Annotated in this window: 19 protein-coding genes and 1 pseudogene; 4 read left to right on the forward strand and 16 right to left on the reverse strand. The window is 49.0% G+C overall.

Features of this window, described 5'->3' with window-relative positions; all coding sequences use genetic code 11:
* Nucleotides 1-226: 226 nt before the first annotated feature.
* From CAG65_RS08150 to CAG65_RS08175, 6 genes are all read right to left on the reverse strand, one after another.
* Nucleotides 227-490: a YrhK family protein gene (locus CAG65_RS08150; RefSeq protein WP_161453299.1), complete on the reverse strand. Its 264-nt coding sequence runs from the start codon at nt 488-490 to the stop codon at nt 227-229.
* A gap of 94 nt (nt 491-584) precedes the next feature.
* Nucleotides 585-995, reverse strand: coding sequence for a GNAT family N-acetyltransferase (locus tag CAG65_RS08155; RefSeq protein WP_161453300.1), 411 nt, complete (start codon nt 993-995; stop codon nt 585-587).
* 29 nt (nt 996-1,024) lie between these two features.
* Complete coding sequence (locus CAG65_RS08160; RefSeq protein WP_161453301.1) at nt 1,025-2,596, reverse strand: sensor domain-containing diguanylate cyclase; 1,572 nt, start codon at nt 2,594-2,596, stop codon at nt 1,025-1,027.
* A 170-nt stretch (nt 2,597-2,766) separates the two neighbouring features.
* A complete protein-coding gene (locus CAG65_RS08165) occupies nt 2,767-4,746 on the reverse strand; it encodes an alkyl/aryl-sulfatase (protein WP_161453302.1) in 1,980 nt (659 codons plus the stop codon).
* A 243-nt stretch (nt 4,747-4,989) separates the two neighbouring features.
* Entirely contained in the window at nt 4,990-5,328 is a 339-nt protein-coding gene (locus CAG65_RS08170; RefSeq protein WP_161453303.1) for a tRNA-binding protein, read from the reverse strand.
* Nucleotides 5,329-5,428: 100 nt separating this feature from the next.
* Nucleotides 5,429-6,094 carry an AraC family transcriptional regulator gene (locus tag CAG65_RS08175; protein ID WP_161453304.1) on the reverse strand — a complete coding sequence of 222 codons (666 nt, stop codon included), beginning with the start codon at nt 6,092-6,094 and terminating at the stop codon, nt 5,429-5,431.
* A gap of 144 nt (nt 6,095-6,238) precedes the next feature.
* On the opposite strand from CAG65_RS08175, the gene CAG65_RS08180 reads away from it, so the two are divergent.
* A complete protein-coding gene (locus CAG65_RS08180; RefSeq protein ID WP_021707064.1) occupies nt 6,239-6,532 on the forward strand; it encodes a hypothetical protein in 294 nt (97 codons plus the stop codon).
* Between the two features lie 10 nt (nt 6,533-6,542).
* On the opposite strand, the gene CAG65_RS08185 is transcribed toward CAG65_RS08180, so the two are convergent.
* Together CAG65_RS08185 and CAG65_RS08190 are read right to left on the reverse strand one after the other, a co-directional pair.
* Nucleotides 6,543-6,962 carry a globin domain-containing protein gene (locus CAG65_RS08185; RefSeq protein ID WP_021707065.1) on the reverse strand — a complete coding sequence of 140 codons (420 nt, stop codon included), beginning with the start codon at nt 6,960-6,962 and terminating at the stop codon, nt 6,543-6,545.
* A gap of 25 nt (nt 6,963-6,987) precedes the next feature.
* The gene (locus CAG65_RS08190; protein ID WP_161453305.1) at nt 6,988-7,221 is read right to left on the reverse strand and encodes a DUF2789 domain-containing protein; all 234 of its coding nucleotides are present in this window, start codon (nt 7,219-7,221) and stop codon (nt 6,988-6,990) included.
* 257 nt (nt 7,222-7,478) lie between these two features.
* On the opposite strand from CAG65_RS08190, the gene CAG65_RS08195 reads away from it, so the two are divergent.
* On the forward strand, nt 7,479-8,066 hold the full coding sequence (locus CAG65_RS08195; RefSeq protein ID WP_161453306.1) for a DedA family protein: 588 nt from the start codon (nt 7,479-7,481) through the stop codon (nt 8,064-8,066).
* Here CAG65_RS08195 and CAG65_RS08200 read toward each other — a convergent pair whose 3' ends face one another.
* A complete protein-coding gene (locus CAG65_RS08200; RefSeq protein WP_161453307.1) occupies nt 8,067-9,425 on the reverse strand; it encodes an aminotransferase-like domain-containing protein in 1,359 nt (452 codons plus the stop codon).
* Between the two features lie 157 nt (nt 9,426-9,582).
* Between CAG65_RS08200 and CAG65_RS08205 the strand changes: the two genes are divergently transcribed.
* Both CAG65_RS08205 and CAG65_RS08210 read left to right on the forward strand, forming a co-directional pair.
* Nucleotides 9,583-10,191 carry a LysE family translocator gene (locus CAG65_RS08205; RefSeq protein WP_161453308.1) on the forward strand — a complete coding sequence of 203 codons (609 nt, stop codon included), beginning with the start codon at nt 9,583-9,585 and terminating at the stop codon, nt 10,189-10,191.
* Nucleotides 10,192-10,327: 136 nt separating this feature from the next.
* Nucleotides 10,328-10,537, forward strand: a complete 210-nt coding sequence (locus CAG65_RS08210) for a hypothetical protein (RefSeq protein WP_161453309.1) — start codon at nt 10,328-10,330, stop codon at nt 10,535-10,537.
* Between the two features lie 157 nt (nt 10,538-10,694).
* Here CAG65_RS08210 and rnk read toward each other — a convergent pair whose 3' ends face one another.
* From rnk to CAG65_RS08245, 7 genes and pseudogenes are all read right to left on the reverse strand, one after another.
* The gene (gene rnk, locus CAG65_RS08215) at nt 10,695-11,108 is read right to left on the reverse strand and encodes a nucleoside diphosphate kinase regulator (RefSeq protein WP_021707071.1); all 414 of its coding nucleotides are present in this window, start codon (nt 11,106-11,108) and stop codon (nt 10,695-10,697) included.
* Between the two features lie 611 nt (nt 11,109-11,719).
* A complete protein-coding gene (locus tag CAG65_RS08220; protein WP_161453310.1) occupies nt 11,720-14,413 on the reverse strand; it encodes a bifunctional diguanylate cyclase/phosphodiesterase in 2,694 nt (897 codons plus the stop codon).
* A gap of 123 nt (nt 14,414-14,536) precedes the next feature.
* Entirely contained in the window at nt 14,537-15,178 is a 642-nt protein-coding gene (locus CAG65_RS08225; RefSeq protein ID WP_161453311.1) for a response regulator, read from the reverse strand.
* Nucleotides 15,162-16,526, reverse strand: coding sequence for a cache domain-containing protein (locus CAG65_RS08230; protein ID WP_161453312.1), 1,365 nt, complete (start codon nt 16,524-16,526; stop codon nt 15,162-15,164). The genes CAG65_RS08225 and CAG65_RS08230 overlap by 17 nt, the downstream gene beginning before the upstream one ends.
* A 111-nt stretch (nt 16,527-16,637) precedes the next feature.
* The gene (locus CAG65_RS08235; protein ID WP_161453313.1) at nt 16,638-17,924 is read right to left on the reverse strand and encodes a TRAP transporter large permease; all 1,287 of its coding nucleotides are present in this window, start codon (nt 17,922-17,924) and stop codon (nt 16,638-16,640) included.
* A gap of 14 nt (nt 17,925-17,938) precedes the next feature.
* Nucleotides 17,939-18,478 carry a TRAP transporter small permease subunit gene (locus tag CAG65_RS08240; protein ID WP_161453314.1) on the reverse strand — a complete coding sequence of 180 codons (540 nt, stop codon included), beginning with the start codon at nt 18,476-18,478 and terminating at the stop codon, nt 17,939-17,941.
* A gap of 102 nt (nt 18,479-18,580) precedes the next feature.
* Nucleotides 18,581-18,837, reverse strand: a pseudogene (locus CAG65_RS08245) (ABC transporter substrate-binding protein); the annotation flags it as partial.

Raw genomic sequence — 18,837 nt, forward strand, 5'->3', positions numbered from 1 at the left:
TACCTATACAGCCAAAAGCCGTTTTTACCCTTTCTATTATGCCGTATTTCAACATTAGAAAATGTTGCATATATCGCTAACCTTCTGTGACATTCTGGAAAATGTGATGACATTGGTATTGGGCACTGTAATTATAACGTTCATTGCTGCTTAATCGGGCTACAGATGGGTTTACATCCCATCTGTTCAGATACACAGGTAAAAAAGTGAGGCAAAAGCCATCACATTACGCCCGCTTTTGAATTCTTCCCAAATGAACCAAACTGGTCAGTTTGATTGCTGGTTTGATGATTAATTGGGCACTACCGACGATAAACAGCCAAGTCCCGCTCTCAACTAAAGAGTTGTTCAAAAAGAAAAAGCTGCCAACCAGAAACCAGACAGCAATTAATAGGTCATTAAACGCACCTAACGCATCATACCTGCGTTGAATAGCGATGTGTCGATTGCCGATGTCGATATCGAGCTCTCTCGGATTTTTGTTCGTCAAAAGGCCTCCGTCAGGACATTTAAGCCGGAGCCGAACGCTTGGTCACCTTGAGCGAACCTGTTTTTCCAGCGATAGGTTAGTAGAGTTTTGTGATTCAAGACTGCACGACAAATTTTTTGCTCATGCCATGACAATTAGGTGCGACCAGCCGATAACCAAGTTTTTCATAAAACCCGGGCTCATCGGCTATCAGAGACACATAGGAACCTGGCAGAGTGTTCTTTGTTAGATAACGGTCTATATATTCCACCACTTTCCGCCCCAACCCCTTTCCTTGATAATCTGGATCCACTGCCACGTCGACGATCTCAAAATTACAAGCACCATCGCCAACAACTCTTCCCATAGCGATTAACTGACCGTCGTCTCGGATAGAGACCCCATACAACGAGTTGGGTAACCCGATTTCAGCCGCTTGGATCGACTTTTCAGACAATCCGGCTTTTATACGTAAGACACAGAATTCATCCGCCTTGGGAACTTGTTGCTGGATTTCTATTGTCATCTAACTTCTCCCATAACATGAACAATATTTCAATCTGTCTGAGCGACTTGTGTCCGGTTTCGCCCTTGGTGTTTTGCCTGGTACAACGCAATATCCGCTTGCTTGAGGCTTGCTTCCATTCTCACATCACCAGCTGGCCAGTAAGCTACACCAATCGATACGGTGATACGCCCGACCGTAGCGAAATCGTGATCTTCAATAGCACTGCGAATTCGCTCAGCAACCTCATACGCATTATTGATGTCCGTATTGGCCAAAAAAATAAGGAACTCTTCACCACCCGCTCGGCAAAGTATATCTTCCTGTCTGGCTTGTTTTTGCATTTGCTCAGCGATGGCAATGATCAGTTCGTCACCGACATCATGACCATACGAATCATTCACTCGCTTAAAGTAGTCAATATCCAGAGCCAGAACAGAAAACGGCACGTTTTTTACCGTTAGTGCATCGAGCGCCTTAAGCATTCCCCGGCGGTTCAACAGCCCGGTCATCGCATCACTATGACTGTCTGCATGCAGTTTATCCAATTGATGAGACAACTTACCAAAGCCACGCAAGATAGCCGATTTGAGGTTCGCTACCTCAAAATACCAGGAATGGATTTGATTTATCTCTCTCATTGTATCTGAATGTTCGATTGCGGTGACGCGGCGCGCGAGGTGCCATAATGGACGAGATATGAATATCGCTGACACCCAAATCACAAGCAGTGTCAAAAGGCCAATAGGAATGGTCACCACAAAAACATCCTGCATTTGTTTATCGAGTTCGGCCATAACGGCGGCCTTGGGACGCTGTGCCACAATCCCCCAATGAGTTGTTTGCACCGGAGCAAAGCCCGTCAACATATCCACTCCTTTTGAGTTCACGATATCTTTTACCCCTAACTCTCCTTCACTAACAGAATCAATCGCCGCATTATTGGCAATGGATTCACCGATCCGAGATTTATCAGGATGAAAAATAAGCGTTTTATTGTGGTCAACCACATAGAGGTAAGAACGATCCTTGTAGCCATGTTTTTCAAGAATTCGATAAAGGATGTTGTCTCTTTCAAGATAAATCGTGCCGGACACGTAGCCCTGATAGACGCCTTGATCAGAAAATATCGGGTGAGAAATGCTGATCAGATAATTCCCTGCGGGCGACACAAACGGCTCAGTGACCAATGGCTGCTGCGCATGAAGTGATTGCAACGAGTCCTTCGAGGTCAGTTGAACCCCTTTAACATCCAGTGTTTCTGGTGACACCGCGATGATCACCCCTTCTGCGTTAACCACTGCTACCGAGTTGAAGGTCCTGGTTTGCGTACGCAGCCTTTCCGCTTCCCGCATCAAGAACGACTCATCATGCATATGGGCCTTGAGAACATTGGCACTGTATTCCAGCTGAGATTGGGCAGACTCTATAAACACATCCGTCGTCGCTGCCATTTTTTCCGCATAGACTCGGTTTGCTTCCATGGTCTTTTCCATCAACAAGCTCTTTTGTACTTTGTAAATGGAGTAAAAAGAGTTTGTGAGCGTAACCAGAACACTGGCAATAGTCAGTAAGAGGATAAGACGACGGAGGTCAAGCCTGATGAAGGGGGAAGAAAACATATTGTATTGATAACACCCTGATTCACAATGCTTCGAAGTCTAAAGCAGACAGATGGCATAAGCAAACCAGTGCATTTTAGCCTTGACGTTCGTTCAAGTAAGGCTTGCATCATAATGACGAATGGCATTCAGCCCGACATATGTGCCGGGCTGAGCATGCACTTCAAACTTTAAGGAGTCACGATATTGAACCAGAAATCAAAGCTATCGAGATAGCCGACCAACTCTTTGAGCTTGCTTTCATCGCCGTCGATGGTCACATCCCCCGCTTTTAGCGCCTGATCCAACGTGATTTGCTGCAAGATAATCTTATTCAGAGTATCTCTGGATAACTTGACCGTCGCGTCCGCTTTGTCGGATGTGATACCCGCGGTATGATTGAGCACGCCGTTACCCAATTCCAGCAGATATTGTCCGGCGTCACCTCCAAAATCAAAGTTAAGCAATGCCGTCGCATCACCCGCTTTTGGTCCATTGAGTCTGACTGCCAAATAGTCGAAGAACATCTCTGGGGTCATGGCTCGCACCGTATCCGGGCTGGCGGTATCCGGTGTTGGTAATTGAGCAACGCCACTGCGTAACTCCTGTGCTCCCGTCAGATAGAAGTTGCGCCATGGCCCCGACTCAGCCTGATATCCCATCTGCTCTAAGGCGTCGGCTTCAAGGTTTTTCGCCGCCTGGTTATTCGGATCCGCGAACACCACATGTTTCACCACTTGCGCCACCCAACGGTATTCGCCTTTGTCATAATATTTGCGGGCTTTTTCCAGTACGGCATCTGCGCCCCCCATGAATTCGACATAACGCTTAGCCGACTCCACTGGCGTTAGCTCATGTAGCGTAGCGGGGTTGCCATCGAACCATCCCAGATAAAGCACGTAGGTTGCTTTAACGTTGTGACTAATCGAACCATAGTAGCCTCGGTTGGCCCAGACTTTCGCCAGTCCGTCAGGCAAGGTAAACTGCTCTGCGATTTCGTCGCGGGTGTAACCATGGTTTGCCAATCGCAGCGTCTCATCGTTGATATAACGATAAATATCACGTTGTGACTTTAATAACTGCACCACATTGTCATTGCCCCATGTCGGCCAATGGTGCTGCGCGAACATGACTTCGGCTTTGTCGCCCCACATGTTGATCGCTTGATTGAGGTACTTTGACCAAGGAAGCGGTTCGCGTATCTTCGCGCCACGCAATGAATAGGTATTGTGTAACGTGTGAGTGGCGTCTTCCGCAGCAGAAATGGCTTTTTTCTCTTCGATGAACCAAAGCATTTCCGCTGGAGCTTCAGAGCCCGGCGCCATCAGAAATTCGTACGTCAGACCGTCAATGGTGTGCTTCTCGCCAGTTTTCATGACAATCTCAGTCGGAGCGATCAACGTCACCGTGCCAGCTGATGTCGTGGTCCCCAGACCGGCGCCGACCTGGCCTTTCGGGTCAGCGGGCAACAGGTTACCGTACATGTAACTGGCCCGGCGACTCATCGCATTCCCAGCCATGACGTTCTCGGCCACCGCCGCTTCCAGAAAGCCATCTGGCGCATAGACTTTCACCTTACCAGCGTTTACGTCTTCCTGACTAACGATCCCTTTCACGCCGCCATAGTGATCAACGTGACTATGGGTATAGATCACCGCTTTAACGGGCTTTTTGCCACGGTTTTTATAATACAGATCGATGGCAACTTTGGCTGTTTCCGCCGAGATAAGCGGATCAACCACCGTGATACCTTCTTTACCTTCAATAATGGTCATATTGGACAGGTCTAGATTACGAACCTGATAAATGCCGTCTGTCACCTCAAACAAACCACTGATGTTGATCAACTGGGACTGACGCCACAAACTCGGGTTCACCGAATCAGGGGCTTTATCGCCTTCTTTAATGAACCCATATTGCTGCGGATTCCAAATTACGTTCCCCGCTCCGCCTTTGATCGGGTCTTGGGGTAACGCTTCAATCAACCCTTTATGTGCGGCGTCAAAATCACTCGTGTTATCGAATGGCAATGCATTCATCAACTCGCCATTTGAGGCTTTTGTCGCACTGGCGGCGTCATTGCGCATATCCTCACTGGCTGTTACCGGTAAAACCAGACTGCATCCCACCCAGGCGACCATCAGATGAGTCAGAACTTTATTCAATCTCATAAACCTTATCCTTGTTCACTCTCTTCATTCTTGAAAGGTCGAGAGATACAGAAGATTCGATAACAAACTCTAAAATCGAACAATTCTTCGCCTTTTCCTAAAAAGCGTAGACAAAGACCCCTGTTTTACAATACAGAGTTTTGGTGATTTTGTTGCAAACTGGGCAGAGATCTCAGTGTCGCGCGCAGACTCGACCACTAACGTTTCACATCAGTTTAAACAAAGCATTTCAGTCTCAAAGTCTCAACTCAATTTCGCCCCTTTTGGCACTCTTGCTTCCGGACTCACCAACACCACGGCACCATCACTGCGATGAAAGCCGGTCACCAGGCACTCCGACATAAATGGGCCAATCTGCTTCTTAGGGAAGTTAGTCACCGCAACAACCTGTTTATCCAAAAGATCGTTTTTCTGGTAGAGATCGGTGATTTGCGCGCTCGATTTCTTCACGCCGATCTCATCTCCAAAATCGATTGTTAATTTGTAGGCCGGACGCCGTGCTTGTGGAAAATCGCTCACCTCAATGATGGTGCCGACTCTCAACTCAACTTGTTCAAACTCCTGCCAGCTAATGGTTTTCATCGTTACCCTCCAACATAGTCTTATTTTCACTCCGCTCAAATTATCAGAGTGCGCTCAACTTGTTTGTGCAGAGAAGACGCATTAAACGACCATACGGACTCTATTTTCGGCACCAGGTCGGCGGGTGCCCGGACACCTCCCGAAAACGCCGACTAAATGCGGAAACATCCTGATAGCCCACTTGTTCAGCAATCAGCGTAACCGGGAGATCGCTATACCTCAGCAGAGCTTCTGCCCGCTCCATTCGGGCGCGGATCAAATATTGCTGCGTGGTGTATTGCATCGCTTGATGAAACCGCTTTTTGAACTGAGTTGGACTCAGGCAAGCCACCGCAGCCAGCGAACGCACAGTGTGCGAGGCACTTAAATCCGTGTGGATATGGGCGACCGCTTGTTCAATACGAGCGTCACAAAGACGATGTCCTGTCTGCTCGTGCAACAGCAGCCAGAGAAGTTCACGCACCGACTTATCCAATACTGGATTCACCGCCTCAAGCAATTGCTGCTCAATAAAAGTTAAATAGGCGTTGAGCGTTTCAGAGATATGCAACTTCACTTGGGTGTGATTCAACGCCTCTGGCAGGTTATCGAGATCAACCACGATAAACTTCGCTGCTTCTTGTGCACGAAATTCATGGCACGCTCCTGAGCGGATCACGATCAGCTCTCCGGCACTAACGCTACCAGCGTAACCATCCATGCGAATATCGATACTGCCAGCAAGCGGCAAAACTACTTGGTGGAACGGGTGGGAATGCCGACTCATTTTCAAAGTGTAAGAGCGGACACAAAGGTGACGTATCATAGTGTTAACCGTGCAAAACATCCGACAGAAGTTCTTTGATTTTAAGATGCCTTGCGGCTATGGTTGGCGTCAAGAAGCAAAGCGAATGATATACAAGGAAAAATAATGCGCAAACTTTGTCTGGGCATCACTCTTTTACTGCTCATTACAGGGTGTTCGAATAAACAGGCCAGCACTGCGGGTATGCGAAGCACTAGCGTCAACAGTTATGCCCAGAACATGTCCAATATGGAACTGTGTGAAACGCTGTACTACGGCCGTGCCACCACACAAACCAAAGCAGCAATTGGGGTTGAATTCAACAAGCGCCGCCTGACCCGAAGATGGTGCGATAACGAAAACGAAAAATGGTACGCCGAAGAGTTTCTGGAATGGCTTACCAAGCGTGACGCTAAGTAGTCATTTGCCGCTAATCCACCAGCGGCAGATAACCGGAGCAATGTGCCTTCATCACTTCAATACCTTTGGCAAAACATTGTCGCCACGCCAGTTCAACTTCAGGCGTCCAGTTGCGATCACAAATGCTGACGGTCTGAAGCATGCACTCAAACCAGATATCCAAGTCTTCCGGTTTAACGCCATAACCGGTGGTACCATGACGTACACCAAAACGTTTGACCAACTCTTTTGCATCCGTGGACACACTGGCGAGCATCAAAATGTGAAGTGAAGCACGCAGCATCTGAATTTGGTGGTTCATATCCGTATCAGCGAACATCTCACGAAAGTGGTCACTGCTTTCCCAGAAGATCTGATAAAACAGAGTGAAGAACTCCGGGTTTTCGTTACACCTCAGATAACTGTCGTTAAAGACTTCGTGATGATCCATGTGCTGCTATCTCAGTGTCACCTGACTAATTTCTTAGCATAACATCCAATTGATCCACTACCTCAGCCCAGTCCGCATCATCTTCCAACGCCTGTTTGAGAAACGATGCTTGTGCCGGCGTCCAAAAACTTGCTTCGTAAATCGGCGCACTGCCTAAACCATCACCGTGCTCGGTAACAAACGAACGAATCTCCTGCTCTGAACTGCCCAGTCCCAGCTGTTGAAAAAGGTCCGGTATTGAGTGCTGATGTAACTCCATAATTTCCCCTTGGCAAATGGCAAGCTTGTTTCGCTAACTATAGTCCATAACGCATTTTTCGGCGTCTCGCACACCTTCTCGTGTGCAAAAATATTCGCAAAATCAACTGAGCAAAAGACCAACACCCCTTTCAGATAAATGTCAGGACTGCGCACAATCTCCCGCCAGATATTGACCAGAATCGCGTTCGGAGGTATCACTCACAGTTCACCGATCCGAAAGCGGAGCTTAGCTTGGACCAGATCAATGCCCTACTTATGACTATGAAACCCTTGCTGGAACAGTACGGATACCTGGCATTGGTGGTAAGCATTTTTCTCGAAGGGCTGGGCATTCCTATGCCCGGTCAGTCACTAATGATTGCCGCCTCTCTGTTAGCCTCTGAACAGGTTATGAGCCTGACTCTGGTGGCGACGGTTTCCTGGCTAAGCTGCTTTCTAGGCAATACTTGTGGTTACCTGCTCGGCTACTATTTTGAGAATTGGCTGGATAAAAAAGGTTATGTGTCCGGACCTAAAATGCAAAGGCTGCAGTCCACGATTCAGACGTATGGCCCGGCCTGCTTAGTCATCAGCCGTTTTATCGAGGGAATGAAGCAGTTTATGCCACTCGCGTGCGGTATCGCGAAAATGCCACGCCGGGAATTTCTGTTTGGCAATGCACTGGCCAGCACTGTCTGGGTGGCAGTGTTTAGCTTGCTGACACACTTTGCGTTTGAGCATCTGAGTGAACTCAGTACGCTCTACACCCATTACCGGTTTATCGTGTGGGCATTGGCGGCGCTGTTGTTCGGAGCATTGATCATGTGGATCCTAAAACGGCGAAAAGCCAAACGCCAAATGTGATTAGCCACTGCGCGCAATCTGCTCGCGCAATGTCAGCAAAGCCGCTTCCAATTGTGACCGGCTTGGCGGCCCGGTCAAGGAGATCCTCACCGCTGCCGGCACCTGATACCGCCCGACCGCAAACATCTCCGCTTCACGCACATGAATGCCTTTCTCACGCAACGTGCGGGCAAACTGATAACCGGTCAGTGGCTCGGGTAAGGGTAACCACACATTAAACCCTGGCACCTGCTGCGGAGCGTGCGGAAAAACGCGGCGCCAAATACGCTGCCGGGCACTGACTTCCATGGCGATTTCCTGATCAACCTTGTCCATCGCACCATTGGTCAGCCAGCGGCACACCAAATCCACCATTAACGGGCTGACGTGCATGCAACTGGCACGCAGTGCCCGCTGCAAAGAGTCCTTCATCGACAGCGGTAAAATCAGATACCCGACCCTCAGGCCACCAGCAAAGTATTTGGAAAAACTTCCGACAAACAAGGTGATGTCCGGTGCTATCGCCACCAAAGGCGTCTTTCTGTGACTGGGTGGGCAGTACAAAACGTCATCTTCAACAATCAACACCTGATACCGACGACAAATCTCAATGATCCTCAGCCTGCGGCTATCTGAAATCTGCGCGCCTGTAGGGTTTTGAATCGCCGGAGTCAGATAAAGCAACTTGGGCCGATGGCGCTTACAATGCAGCTCTAAATCCTCCGGGTCGATCCCCTGCTGATCAAGACGAACGGGCACCAGTTTGCGTTCTGACTGCTGACAGGCATGAATGAACTCGGCATAGCACAACCCTTCGGTCAGAATCGTCTCTTTGGGCCGGGTCAATCCTTGAATCAGCACCGATAGGCCGTGCTGACCTCCGTATGTCCAAACCAGACGGCGCCGGTCAATCTCACTACGAAAACGCGTCATCAACCAGGCTTGCAATGTCTGATTATGCCCCTGAATCCCGTCGGCAGAGTGATAATCCAGAACGGCACGCTGTGCAATCGGCTCTTGAGCCAATGCCTGTAGCCCCTCAGCCAGATACTCATGCTGACGCAATAACAGCGGCCGGCACAAAGCCAAATCCACCCCAGACTTTTCAGTCACCGGGTGATAAAACATCTGCTGCGCTTCTTGCTTGTCCTTGACGTACGTACCGCTTCCTACTTTCGGCTCAGTCAGCCCGCGCTGTTCTAATTCCTGATACGCCCGGGTCACTGTCCCCACTGTGACACCAAGCCGATAAGATAAAATCCGTTGGGGAGGCAACTTGGTACCCGGCATTAACTCACCGCTTTCAATCGCTTCAGAAAAGGCATCGGCCAACGCCTGAAATTTGGTGCCCGTACGACCGGAAATATCAGGAACAAACATTGTCACTCTCCATAGGGGGACATTTAGTCAACAATTCTAGGATAATCAAGGCTGATCCACATGCAAACAAAAGAATTGTCATGGTGACGCATTAACAATTGGGGAACGGCTCCACCCTCTTTTACTCTGGCGGTGATGAATCAGTGAGGATCACCGTATGAATGCACTTTGGGAACTTTTGCCCCCCATGACTTTGTTTGCTTTTGTCACTACCATTTCCCCCGGGCCGAACAACTTCTTGCTCGCCAGTTCAGGAGCACATTTTGGTATCCGGCAGTCCTGGCGACATCTACTCGGTATACGAATCGGCGTTATCGGCCTGCTTCTGCTATGTGCTGGCGGCGTCGGGTTACTGCTGCAACAATCTCCCGGGCTGTATCTGATGTTGAAATATATCGGGCTGAGTTACATGTTGTGGTTGGTATTAAAGCTGTTGACCTCGAATCCGTTCGCCACTCGTACTCAGAGAGGCCGCCCTATGTCAGTACTTGAAGCGACTCTGTTTCAACTTGGCAACATCAAAGCCTGGATGGCGTCTCTGGCGCTGATCTCTAGTTACAGCCTGGCGTCACATTACTGGTTATCAATACTGCTGATCACGGTTGTGTTTACCATTTCTGGTTTGTGTGCCAACACTTTCTGGACCTGGCTCGGCCAAAAGATCAGCACTTATCTCAATACTGTCACCCGGCAAAAAACCTTCAATATCGCCCTCGCCACGCTGATCTTTCTGTCGGTATTACCGACCATTACGGTGGATATGTGAAGTTTTATTATCAAAAAACCAACCCAACAAGAACAACAATTAACATATGAAATATAAAAATAACATTTCGTTTTTCGCCATCGATCCGGATTGTTTATGCGCCTATATTGAAAGCATAACTAAGCAGGAGATAAGCATGAAAGTCGTTATTGAGTTCTTAACATCAGGTCGGTTTCGCGATAATTTTTGGGAAGGGGAATTCTACGTGGTTCGGGGTGAGCACCGGGCGGTGACCCCCTCTTTAGCCGCGCAACTCATCAAAAACCGGGCCGCGTCTTTCTGCTATATGGAAGATGATAAAGCGCTGTTTACTAACAAATCTGGCCAGGCGGTGTTCAAGTCGTAAACCGAAACGCATGTCGTGAGACACTAAAGTTAAGCCTTGGACGGCTTAGTTTTAATGTTTACCGAAACGCCTGTTATTGGGTTTTGAGCATGTGTCTAACTTCACTGATGCTCACATCAAAAAAGAGGCCTGCTGGCCTCTTTATCATGCGTTACGCTTAAAGCGAGAAATCGCCAGAGCGCTCTGGCTGATAAGATATCTCAACGATCTCGATGGTCTGAGTATTGCCTCCTGGCAATGGCCATTTAAGTTTTTGGCCAACAGACAACCCCAGCAGAGCACTACCTACCGGCGCAAAAACAGAAACATCCTGCTCGCTTTTTACTTCATTCGGATACACCAGTGTTTTTTCCATAGTCTTGCCGCTCTCGAGCAACTTGAACGTCACGGTCGAATTCATCGTGACCACGTCACCTGGCATTTCGTTCGGCGCGACAATGGTCGCACGATCCAACTCCATTTCCAGCTGTTCAAGTTGTTTGTCCAGTACAGGCAAAGTATCCAGTAACTCTGAGATACGATCCATGTCTAATGTCGAGACGATAATTGGCTCAACGTTTTCCACGTGCATAACTCCTTACTCTCTCCGTCGCGGGAGGAGCGATAGATAAACGAAAGACATGCAAAATGCATATCCGACCCATTGTATATTAAGCGGTAAAATAAGAAAGCGTCGTTTCAGCGAACTGTGAAGAGCCCATGACCCAGACGGGTCCGAGCCCAATCCAGGTAAATGAGAAAAAACAGGAGTGGTGTGCAAGCTCATGCTCCGCGCATGCCCCCGGGGTAAAAGGGCAGCAGCGGGAGCTGAAGCGGGGCTTCCTCACCAGCTTAACGCTATGATTCAACATACAAGCATGTATGAATGAACACAATACTAAGCTTGAGATTGTACCTTGTCTGACGTTGCGGAATTCTTGGTTTGGGTTGTGCCCACATACATCGGTACAAACATCTTGGCGAGTACACACCTCCTAAGCCATTCAACGTTGTTATTGAATATTTCTGAACGTTTGAGCCCTCGGGCTGATCGCCAACCAACCGTGACTAAGAGAACTCTCGCTCTGGTGCCACTTATAGAGAAGCCCAGAGTATGAGCTCTACTCTATAAGGGAAAGTAAATTTCCAAAAGTGAAAAAAAACGAAAGTTTGATTCGCGAATTGGAAAACAAGTGCGCAAGCTCAGCAAAAGCGTTGCTGTATCTCTTCGCCGCTCATCGGCTTGTAAAAGAGGTAACCCTGTATTTCATCAATTTTCCAGACTTTCAGTTTGCGGTGCTGAGAAGCTGTCTCCACACCTTCCGCGACGATACCCAGCCCCAATTCCTTCGCCATCGCGGCGACATTTCTTACCAGTACCTTCGCCTTCTCATTGTGTTCCAACTGCATGATGTAAGAGCGATCGAGTTTTACGATGTCGAGCGGATAGCTGCACAATGTTCCCAGTGAGGCGAACCCGGTACCAAAGTCATCCAGAGCAAGTGCGACGCCAAGCTCTCGAATGGTCTTCATGCGCTCAATCACTTCCTCTTCAGCACCGACCAACATGCTTTCGGTGATCTCAACCACTAAATTCCCCTCGCCCAGACCACTGCTTTTTAGCGTGTCTTCCAAAAAGCCAACCAGTGTCGTGTGATAAAAATGCGGCGCCGACAGATTCACATGCAGTGAATATGGCGACTTACCGCTCGCCAAACGCGTCTGATTGATGGCAGCAATAAAACGGCAACTCTGTTGCAGGATTTGCTCACCCAGTTCGACGATCAGGTTCTGCTGCTCAGCAATCGGGATAAACACGGCTGGAGAGACAAACCCCAGTTCCTCATGTTGCCAGCGGGCCAGCGCTTCAAACCCCATGACTTCGCCGCTTTGGCAGTCGACAATCGGCTGATAGAAAGGAAACAGTTTCTTTTCTCGGATGGCCGCCGCTATATCTCGGTTCCACACCAGCGCATCTTTGGCTTCTTTGATCAGCACGTGGTCGACATCAATGATGCAGCGATCTTCAACCGATTTGAACTGCACAGCATGTCTGGCAACCTGAGAAATATCGGTAATACTGCCCAGCTCGGTCAGATCATCAAACAGCACCATGTGCACGTTAATCTCCAGCTCCAGCCCGGCCACCAGCATTGTCACATCAGACTGACGACAAAGATGATCGCCGGCCGATGTCAGCACGTCCACCGCATTCGGAGCATTACTAAAGGCGATGAATTCATGGTCACTGATTCGCCCTAATACACAGTCACTTAACATGGACTGTAACTTGCTGGAAAACAGGCTAATCACCTGATCGTACACTTCAATGCCGTGGATTTCGACAATGTCTCTCAAGCGGCCGACACAGATATACATCAGCACGGGTGACGCAATCGCTCCACCCATCGCTTCACTGAATTTACTGACGATCGCCGGCCGATTGAGCAGCCCTGAAATCGGGTCTCGTTCAGTCAGCTGAGCAATCAAAGCTTCCTGATGCTTTTGTTCGCTGAGATCTTTCACCATCATCATGATCGCGTGCTGACCCTGCATGTTCAGTGGCGCCACCTCAATGCTCACCGGGATCAGCTCTCCTGACTTGGTGCGCATCTGCGCGTCCTGTTCCAGCTTGCCTTGCTCAATAGCACGGTACAGATCATCAACACCGCAGTGCTGTTCCTCGGCGCATAACTTAGTCAGCGGGTGAGAAATGAGCTCTTTTTTCTGATAACCGAGCATGTTCTCAAGGGCGTGGTTAGAATCAACGATGATCCGATCGACGACCAGCACCACGCCCACATTGCTGCTTCGGTACAACACATCAAATTTTTGCAGCGTTTCTGTTAACTTTTCCTCAGCTGCCGACGAGGAATCGGCCAGAATCTCGATCAGATTAGCGACACGTTCGAACTCATCACTGGCTTTGCCAATTGGTAATTCGCGGTCATTAATGATATTGGCGATGCCCTCTTCAAGATGAAGGAAGCGTTTGCCGATCTTGGCACGAAAAACCAACAATGTCAGAGCCGCAATCAAGCCGGCAGCCAGTGTCATGATTGCGATCAGGTACAAAAACAGCTGCTCGCTGTTGTGGGTAAACAGCCGGGATTCGCTGGTTTGCAGATAGCCAATCCGCTCGCCGGTCATGTCATTCAAAGGCGAATAAGTGGTGATGCTCTCACGCTCTTCTTCCAGCCACAACAAAGCGCTGCCACTGCCGATACTCGCCACTTTTTGTTCTGGTTTGTTCGCCACAATCTCGTTCTGAGCAGAGAGGATTTTCTGGTAATCCGCCGGAAAACGATAGCTCAGATGCTGGCCCCACAGCAGCCAACCAGCCACTTCCGACGTGCCTTCGCTGTTGCGGATGGGTGTCAGGCTGATCACCCATATTTGCTCACCAGTCTTTACCAAACCAGAAATGCTGCCTTTCTCATCATCGAGCACTTCCGACATTTGCTGAATGTGCTCCTGAATGCCCGAGGCCGCCAGAATGCTATCTAACTCGGTTTGAAAATGTTGCTGCGGCATATTACGAAACGTCGACGCAACCACCTGATAATCGGTGGTCAGATAGATCATCATGTCGAGACCAAGCGTATCGAGTGTGCCTTCATACAAATTGCGTTCTTCGAATTGTGAATCCCCCTGCTTGAGCAACAGGTAGGATTCGTCCCAGTATGCCCAGTCGTAAGAATGTTCTTCCTGAGACGCTACGATCGACTCAATGACCGCCTGAGCCTGGCTGCTCAGACGTTCGATCTGCATTTCCTCGACTTTGTGTATGTTGACCAAAAAGAAATAGCGGGTAATCAGCAAGCAACTGATGATCACACCCAAAATGCTGGTGGCAAATAAAATGACCGTTTTTGTTCTTAAAGTAGTTTTAGGCAAGAGAGAAACCTTAAAGCGACATCACTGCAATTATTGTTATCGACCAGTTGTATAAATAATTTATATTTTTATTACTCGCTTTGACTTACGTCCTGATTCTGTATTGTTTGACTTTTCTATAGCTTAGTTTTCAACCAGACCTTTTTCTAATGCATATTTTGCCAGTTCTGCCGTGGAGTGCAGATCCAGCTTGTGCTTGATGTTCTGTCGGTGTGTTTCCACCGTTCGGTAGCTGATGCTCAGCAGGGCGGCAATCTTTTTGCTGCTGTGCCCTTCTGCCACCAACTTCAGTACCGCTTCTTCGCGGCGACTGAGTGGATTCGGTCGCTGGGTTGCCGGTGTCACTTCCTGAGTAAACAGGGTCTGTGTGACAGACTCACAGAAATACGTCGAGCCTTGGTTCACCGTTTTGATCGCCTGAACCATTTTTTCGGCGGAGATTTCCTTCAACATGTAGCCCACCGCCCCCGCCTGCATCACTTTCATGATGTATTCTCGGTTGTCATGCATTGTCAGCATCAGGACTTTGGAGTGAGGTCGCTCTTCACGGATCAGCCGTGTCGCATCAATCCCATTCATGACTGGCATGCTCACGTCCATTAACACCACATCAGGCGCTAAACTGCGCACCACTTCGACCGCTTCCAGACCATTGCTGGCGGTACCAACAACGCGAATGTCCGGCTCAAGCTCCAACCGGGCAATAAAGCCATCCAACACCACCTGATGATCATCCACGATGACCACGTTAATCGGGTTTTGCATACACCAATCCATCCAAATTAAGTAATACGGTCATTTCGGTACCAAAGCCGGGCTCGCTGATAATGTCGAATTCACCACCGATGAATTCAACCCGCTCACGCATGTTACGCAGACCTATTCCGCGCCGAGCAAGCACATCGTTAGGGTTAAAGCCGACACCATCATCCCTCACCATTAATTGAAGCAGGCTTCCCAGTTGCTGCAAGATAACGCTGACTTTCGTGGCTGAAGAGTGTTTTTCAACGTTATTCAGGGATTCTTGCACCACACGATAGAGCGTTGTTGCAACTTCTGATTTCAAACGCTGATCCTGAGTTTCGAAATGGATGTCTATCTCTATTCCCGAGTGGCTTTTGAAGTCCTGCAATAATGTTGTCAGGGCAGCCTCCAGCCCGATATCATCCAATGCACTGGGTCGAAGTTGATGGGAGATATGGCGCACTTCATTGATCGCTGTCATCAGTGATTGCTGTGATTTTTCCAGATGCTGACGCAAATCCGTGTCGGGCAGCTTTTGCCCCAGCAACTCCAGATGACACTTGCTGGACACCAACAACTGATTGATGCCATCGTGCAATTCTCTGGCGAGATGCTTCTTCTCATCTTCCTGAAACATCACTGTCTTATGAGCCAGTTCTTTAAGGTTCTTGTCCGCGAGTCGGTGTTCATGAAGATTGATGGCCAACGTCAACACCACAATCACCGCCACCGTGATCAACAAAATCACCATTACGGAGAAAAAGGTCGTTTCGATGTTACGATTAATCGCAGCCTGCATATTCTCGACTTCGTGACTGACATCCTCGATGTAAAGCCCGGTACCGATCATCCATTCCCATTTTTCCAGCCAAGCCGCGTAACTGAGCTTAGGCACAATATCGCCGCTCGATGGCTTTTGCCAGAGATACTGATGAAAGCCCCCACCTGCCTGAGCCTGAAACAACAAGGCTTCTATTAGAAAATCGCCATTGTTGTCCTGTAAATCAATGAGATTTTTACCCACCAGCTCTGGCAGTATCGGGTGAACCAGGTTGGTGCCGGTTTTGTCATAGGCAAAAAAATAGCCATCAGATCCATACCTGAGTTTGGTCAGAAGGGACTTAACCTGAGATTGAGCATCGGACTTTGGCAGGTTCGGATCATTATAGATATGAGAGATGGCGTCAAAGGCGAGATCTACGCTGTCTTTCAACGCCCTTTCGCGCGACTTGATCAGGTTTTCACGAAAGATTTCAACTTCTCGCTCACCCAACATTTTCGCCTGATAGATGGAGATCCAACTGATGCTGACTGACACCAGCAGTAGCGGCAGCAGGGTCAGTAAAATCAATTTGGCTTTCAGAGGCATTCCTTTCCCTCACAAAAAACTGCTCACCGTTCAGGGAGCAGTTTTACTTTAGCAACTCGGCTCACGCACGTGAAACCTTGTTGTTACAAAAGTGTGAAATACAGACTGAATCTACCCCATTCCGTAAAATTGAGGAAAGGCCAGCAATGAAGCGAGCACCAGAATTTGGATCAGGATAAACGGCATAACCCCGCGGTAAATGTCCTGAGTCGTCACCCCTTTTGGTGCAACCCCTTTGAGGTAAAACAGACTAAAGCCAAACGGCGGCGTTAAAAACGACGTTTGCAAGTTCATGGCAATCAGAATCGCAAACCAGGTCATATTGATGCCCAGCAGCTCCGCAACCGGCGATAGGATGGGCACGATAATGAAACAGATTTCCACAAAGTCGATAAAAAATCCGAGCACCAGAATCACCAACATGGTGATGATCAGAAAGCCCCACTTTTCTCCCGGAATGTTTAACATCCACTCCTCTACAAGGTAATCCCCGCCCGTGTAAGTAAAGGCCATAGAGAAAGCAGTTGCCCCGAGCAGAATCGCAAACACCATTGCTGTGACTTTGACGGTTTCTTTCGCAGAGTCGTACACCATTTTCCAACTGAACTGTTTGTAAAGTAACGCCAACACAATTGCGCCCGCCCCGCCCAGCGCAGCTGATTCGGTTGGCGTGGCTACACCAGCAAAAATGGATCCAAGTACCACGATAATCAGCGCCAGCGGAGGCACGACCGCTTTCAGGGCTTTCGTCACTTCTTCCCTGCGGCTGATGGATTCATCGCGCTCCAACGCACGTGCCGCATCGGGTTTTAATTTGGCATAAACCAGAATGTACAACACATAAGCACCAACCAAGACCAGCCCTGGCCAGATGGCAGCCTGAAACAAATCCCCGACAGGTACGCCAAGCACATCCCCAAGCAAAATCAGAACAATAGAAGGAGGAATGATTTGCCCCAACGTACCGGACGCGCAAATGGTGCCACAGGCTAATCCTTTGTCGTAATGATACTTAAGCATCACCGGTAATGAGATCAGCCCCATCGCGACGACAGATGCCCCCACGACGCCCGTTGAAGCCGCCAGCAATGCGCCGACCAACACGGTCGAAATCGCGATACCACCGCGCACACCACCAAACAATCGCCCCATTGACTCAAGCAGTTGCTCCGCCAGTTTGGTTTTTTGCAGCACTAAGCCCATGAAGACAAACAATGGGACCGCCATTAACACGGTATTTTCCATAATGGACTGAATACGATATGGCATGAAGGCAAACATATCCATACCTTCAGCCCATACGCCAAATATCAGCGCGATGCCGCCAAAGGTAAACGCCACCGGGAACCCCAACAACAGCGCAAACAGGGCGACGAAAAACATGACAATTCCTATCATCTCGAAGTTCCTTTTTAATGTTTGTCGGTCGGAGTTTGATAAATCAGACGCGGATTGACGATCTTATTGAGAGAATGCAGCACCAAACCGATACCGCTGACCGCCATAAACAAGAAGGACAACGGAATCATCCCTTTGATAATCCAGCGATACGGCAAACCTCCCGGATCACCGGACGTCTCGCCCAGTTCATAGCTCTCTTTCGCAAAATCAACCCCATACCACGCCACCAGCAGGCAGAATGGAAAGAGAAAAAACACAGTGCCCAATATGTCGATAATGGCTTGCGCTTTGTTTGACAGGCGTTCATAGAAAATATCAACCCGCACATGCCCACCCGCCTTAATGGCGTACGGCACGCCCAATAGGAACACCGCCGAAAACAAGTGCCATTCCATTTCCTGAAACGCGATGGACACATCATTGAAGACGTAGCGCATGACCACGTCGTACACCACGTTGACCAGCAGGATGATAAACAGAATACTGGAGACCCAGCCGAGAAAATCCCCAAACCGGTTAAAGATTCTTTCGATATAGATTAGATTTCTCATTCCCGACTCCATGGAATGTTGCAATGCCCGCGCAGCACATCCAAAGGACACTGTACGGTTAAGAAAGAGAGAGTTGGCGGACATGTCGCCCGCCAACTCTGTTTACTGCCCGACTGCGGCTTGGCTGTTCAGATAAGCACGATGCGAGATATCAGACCAAGGACGCACCATGTCCAGATAGCCGGCCTGTGATTGTTGGATCTCTTTTGCCATTGGATCCTCGTCCGCGTGTTTTTTCAACAAGCGAGCATTGGCATCACGCAAGGCCGCCATGACTTCTGGCGGGAAATCCTTCACCTGAACGTCAGGGTATTCAGTTTTGATTGTCGCCCAGTTTTTGCCGCTTTCGTGCTTCGACT

The organism is Vibrio sp. V39_P1S14PM300, from assembly GCF_009904765.1.
GTDB lineage: Bacteria > Pseudomonadota > Gammaproteobacteria > Enterobacterales > Vibrionaceae > Vibrio > Vibrio proteolyticus.

Bases quoted from the DNA above. Each gene is read 5' to 3' on its own strand.
- CAG65_RS08155 (WP_161453300.1), bottom strand. From the start codon at position 995: ATGACAATAGAAATCCAGCAACAAGTTCCCAAGGCGGATGAATTCTGT.
- CAG65_RS08160 (WP_161453301.1), bottom strand. From the start codon at position 2,596: ATGTTTTCTTCCCCCTTCATCAGGCTTGACCTCCGTCGTCTTATCCTC.
- CAG65_RS08165 (WP_161453302.1), bottom strand. From the start codon at position 4,746: ATGAGATTGAATAAAGTTCTGACTCATCTGATGGTCGCCTGGGTGGGA.
- CAG65_RS08170 (WP_161453303.1), bottom strand. From the start codon at position 5,328: ATGAAAACCATTAGCTGGCAGGAGTTTGAACAAGTTGAGTTGAGAGTC.
- CAG65_RS08175 (WP_161453304.1), bottom strand. From the start codon at position 6,094: ATGAGTCGGCATTCCCACCCGTTCCACCAAGTAGTTTTGCCGCTTGCT.
- CAG65_RS08180 (WP_021707064.1), top strand. From the start codon at position 6,239: ATGCGCAAACTTTGTCTGGGCATCACTCTTTTACTGCTCATTACAGGG.
- CAG65_RS08185 (WP_021707065.1), bottom strand. From the start codon at position 6,962: ATGGATCATCACGAAGTCTTTAACGACAGTTATCTGAGGTGTAACGAA.
- CAG65_RS08190 (WP_161453305.1), bottom strand. From the start codon at position 7,221: ATGGAGTTACATCAGCACTCAATACCGGACCTTTTTCAACAGCTGGGA.
- CAG65_RS08195 (WP_161453306.1), top strand. From the start codon at position 7,479: ATGACTATGAAACCCTTGCTGGAACAGTACGGATACCTGGCATTGGTG.
- CAG65_RS08200 (WP_161453307.1), bottom strand. From the start codon at position 9,425: ATGTTTGTTCCTGATATTTCCGGTCGTACGGGCACCAAATTTCAGGCG.
- CAG65_RS08205 (WP_161453308.1), top strand. From the start codon at position 9,583: ATGAATGCACTTTGGGAACTTTTGCCCCCCATGACTTTGTTTGCTTTT.
- CAG65_RS08210 (WP_161453309.1), top strand. From the start codon at position 10,328: ATGAAAGTCGTTATTGAGTTCTTAACATCAGGTCGGTTTCGCGATAAT.
- rnk (WP_021707071.1), bottom strand. From the start codon at position 11,108: ATGCACGTGGAAAACGTTGAGCCAATTATCGTCTCGACATTAGACATG.
- CAG65_RS08225 (WP_161453311.1), bottom strand. From the start codon at position 15,178: ATGCAAAACCCGATTAACGTGGTCATCGTGGATGATCATCAGGTGGTG.
- CAG65_RS08230 (WP_161453312.1), bottom strand. From the start codon at position 16,526: ATGCCTCTGAAAGCCAAATTGATTTTACTGACCCTGCTGCCGCTACTG.
- CAG65_RS08235 (WP_161453313.1), bottom strand. From the start codon at position 17,924: ATGATAGGAATTGTCATGTTTTTCGTCGCCCTGTTTGCGCTGTTGTTG.
- CAG65_RS08240 (WP_161453314.1), bottom strand. From the start codon at position 18,478: ATGAGAAATCTAATCTATATCGAAAGAATCTTTAACCGGTTTGGGGAT.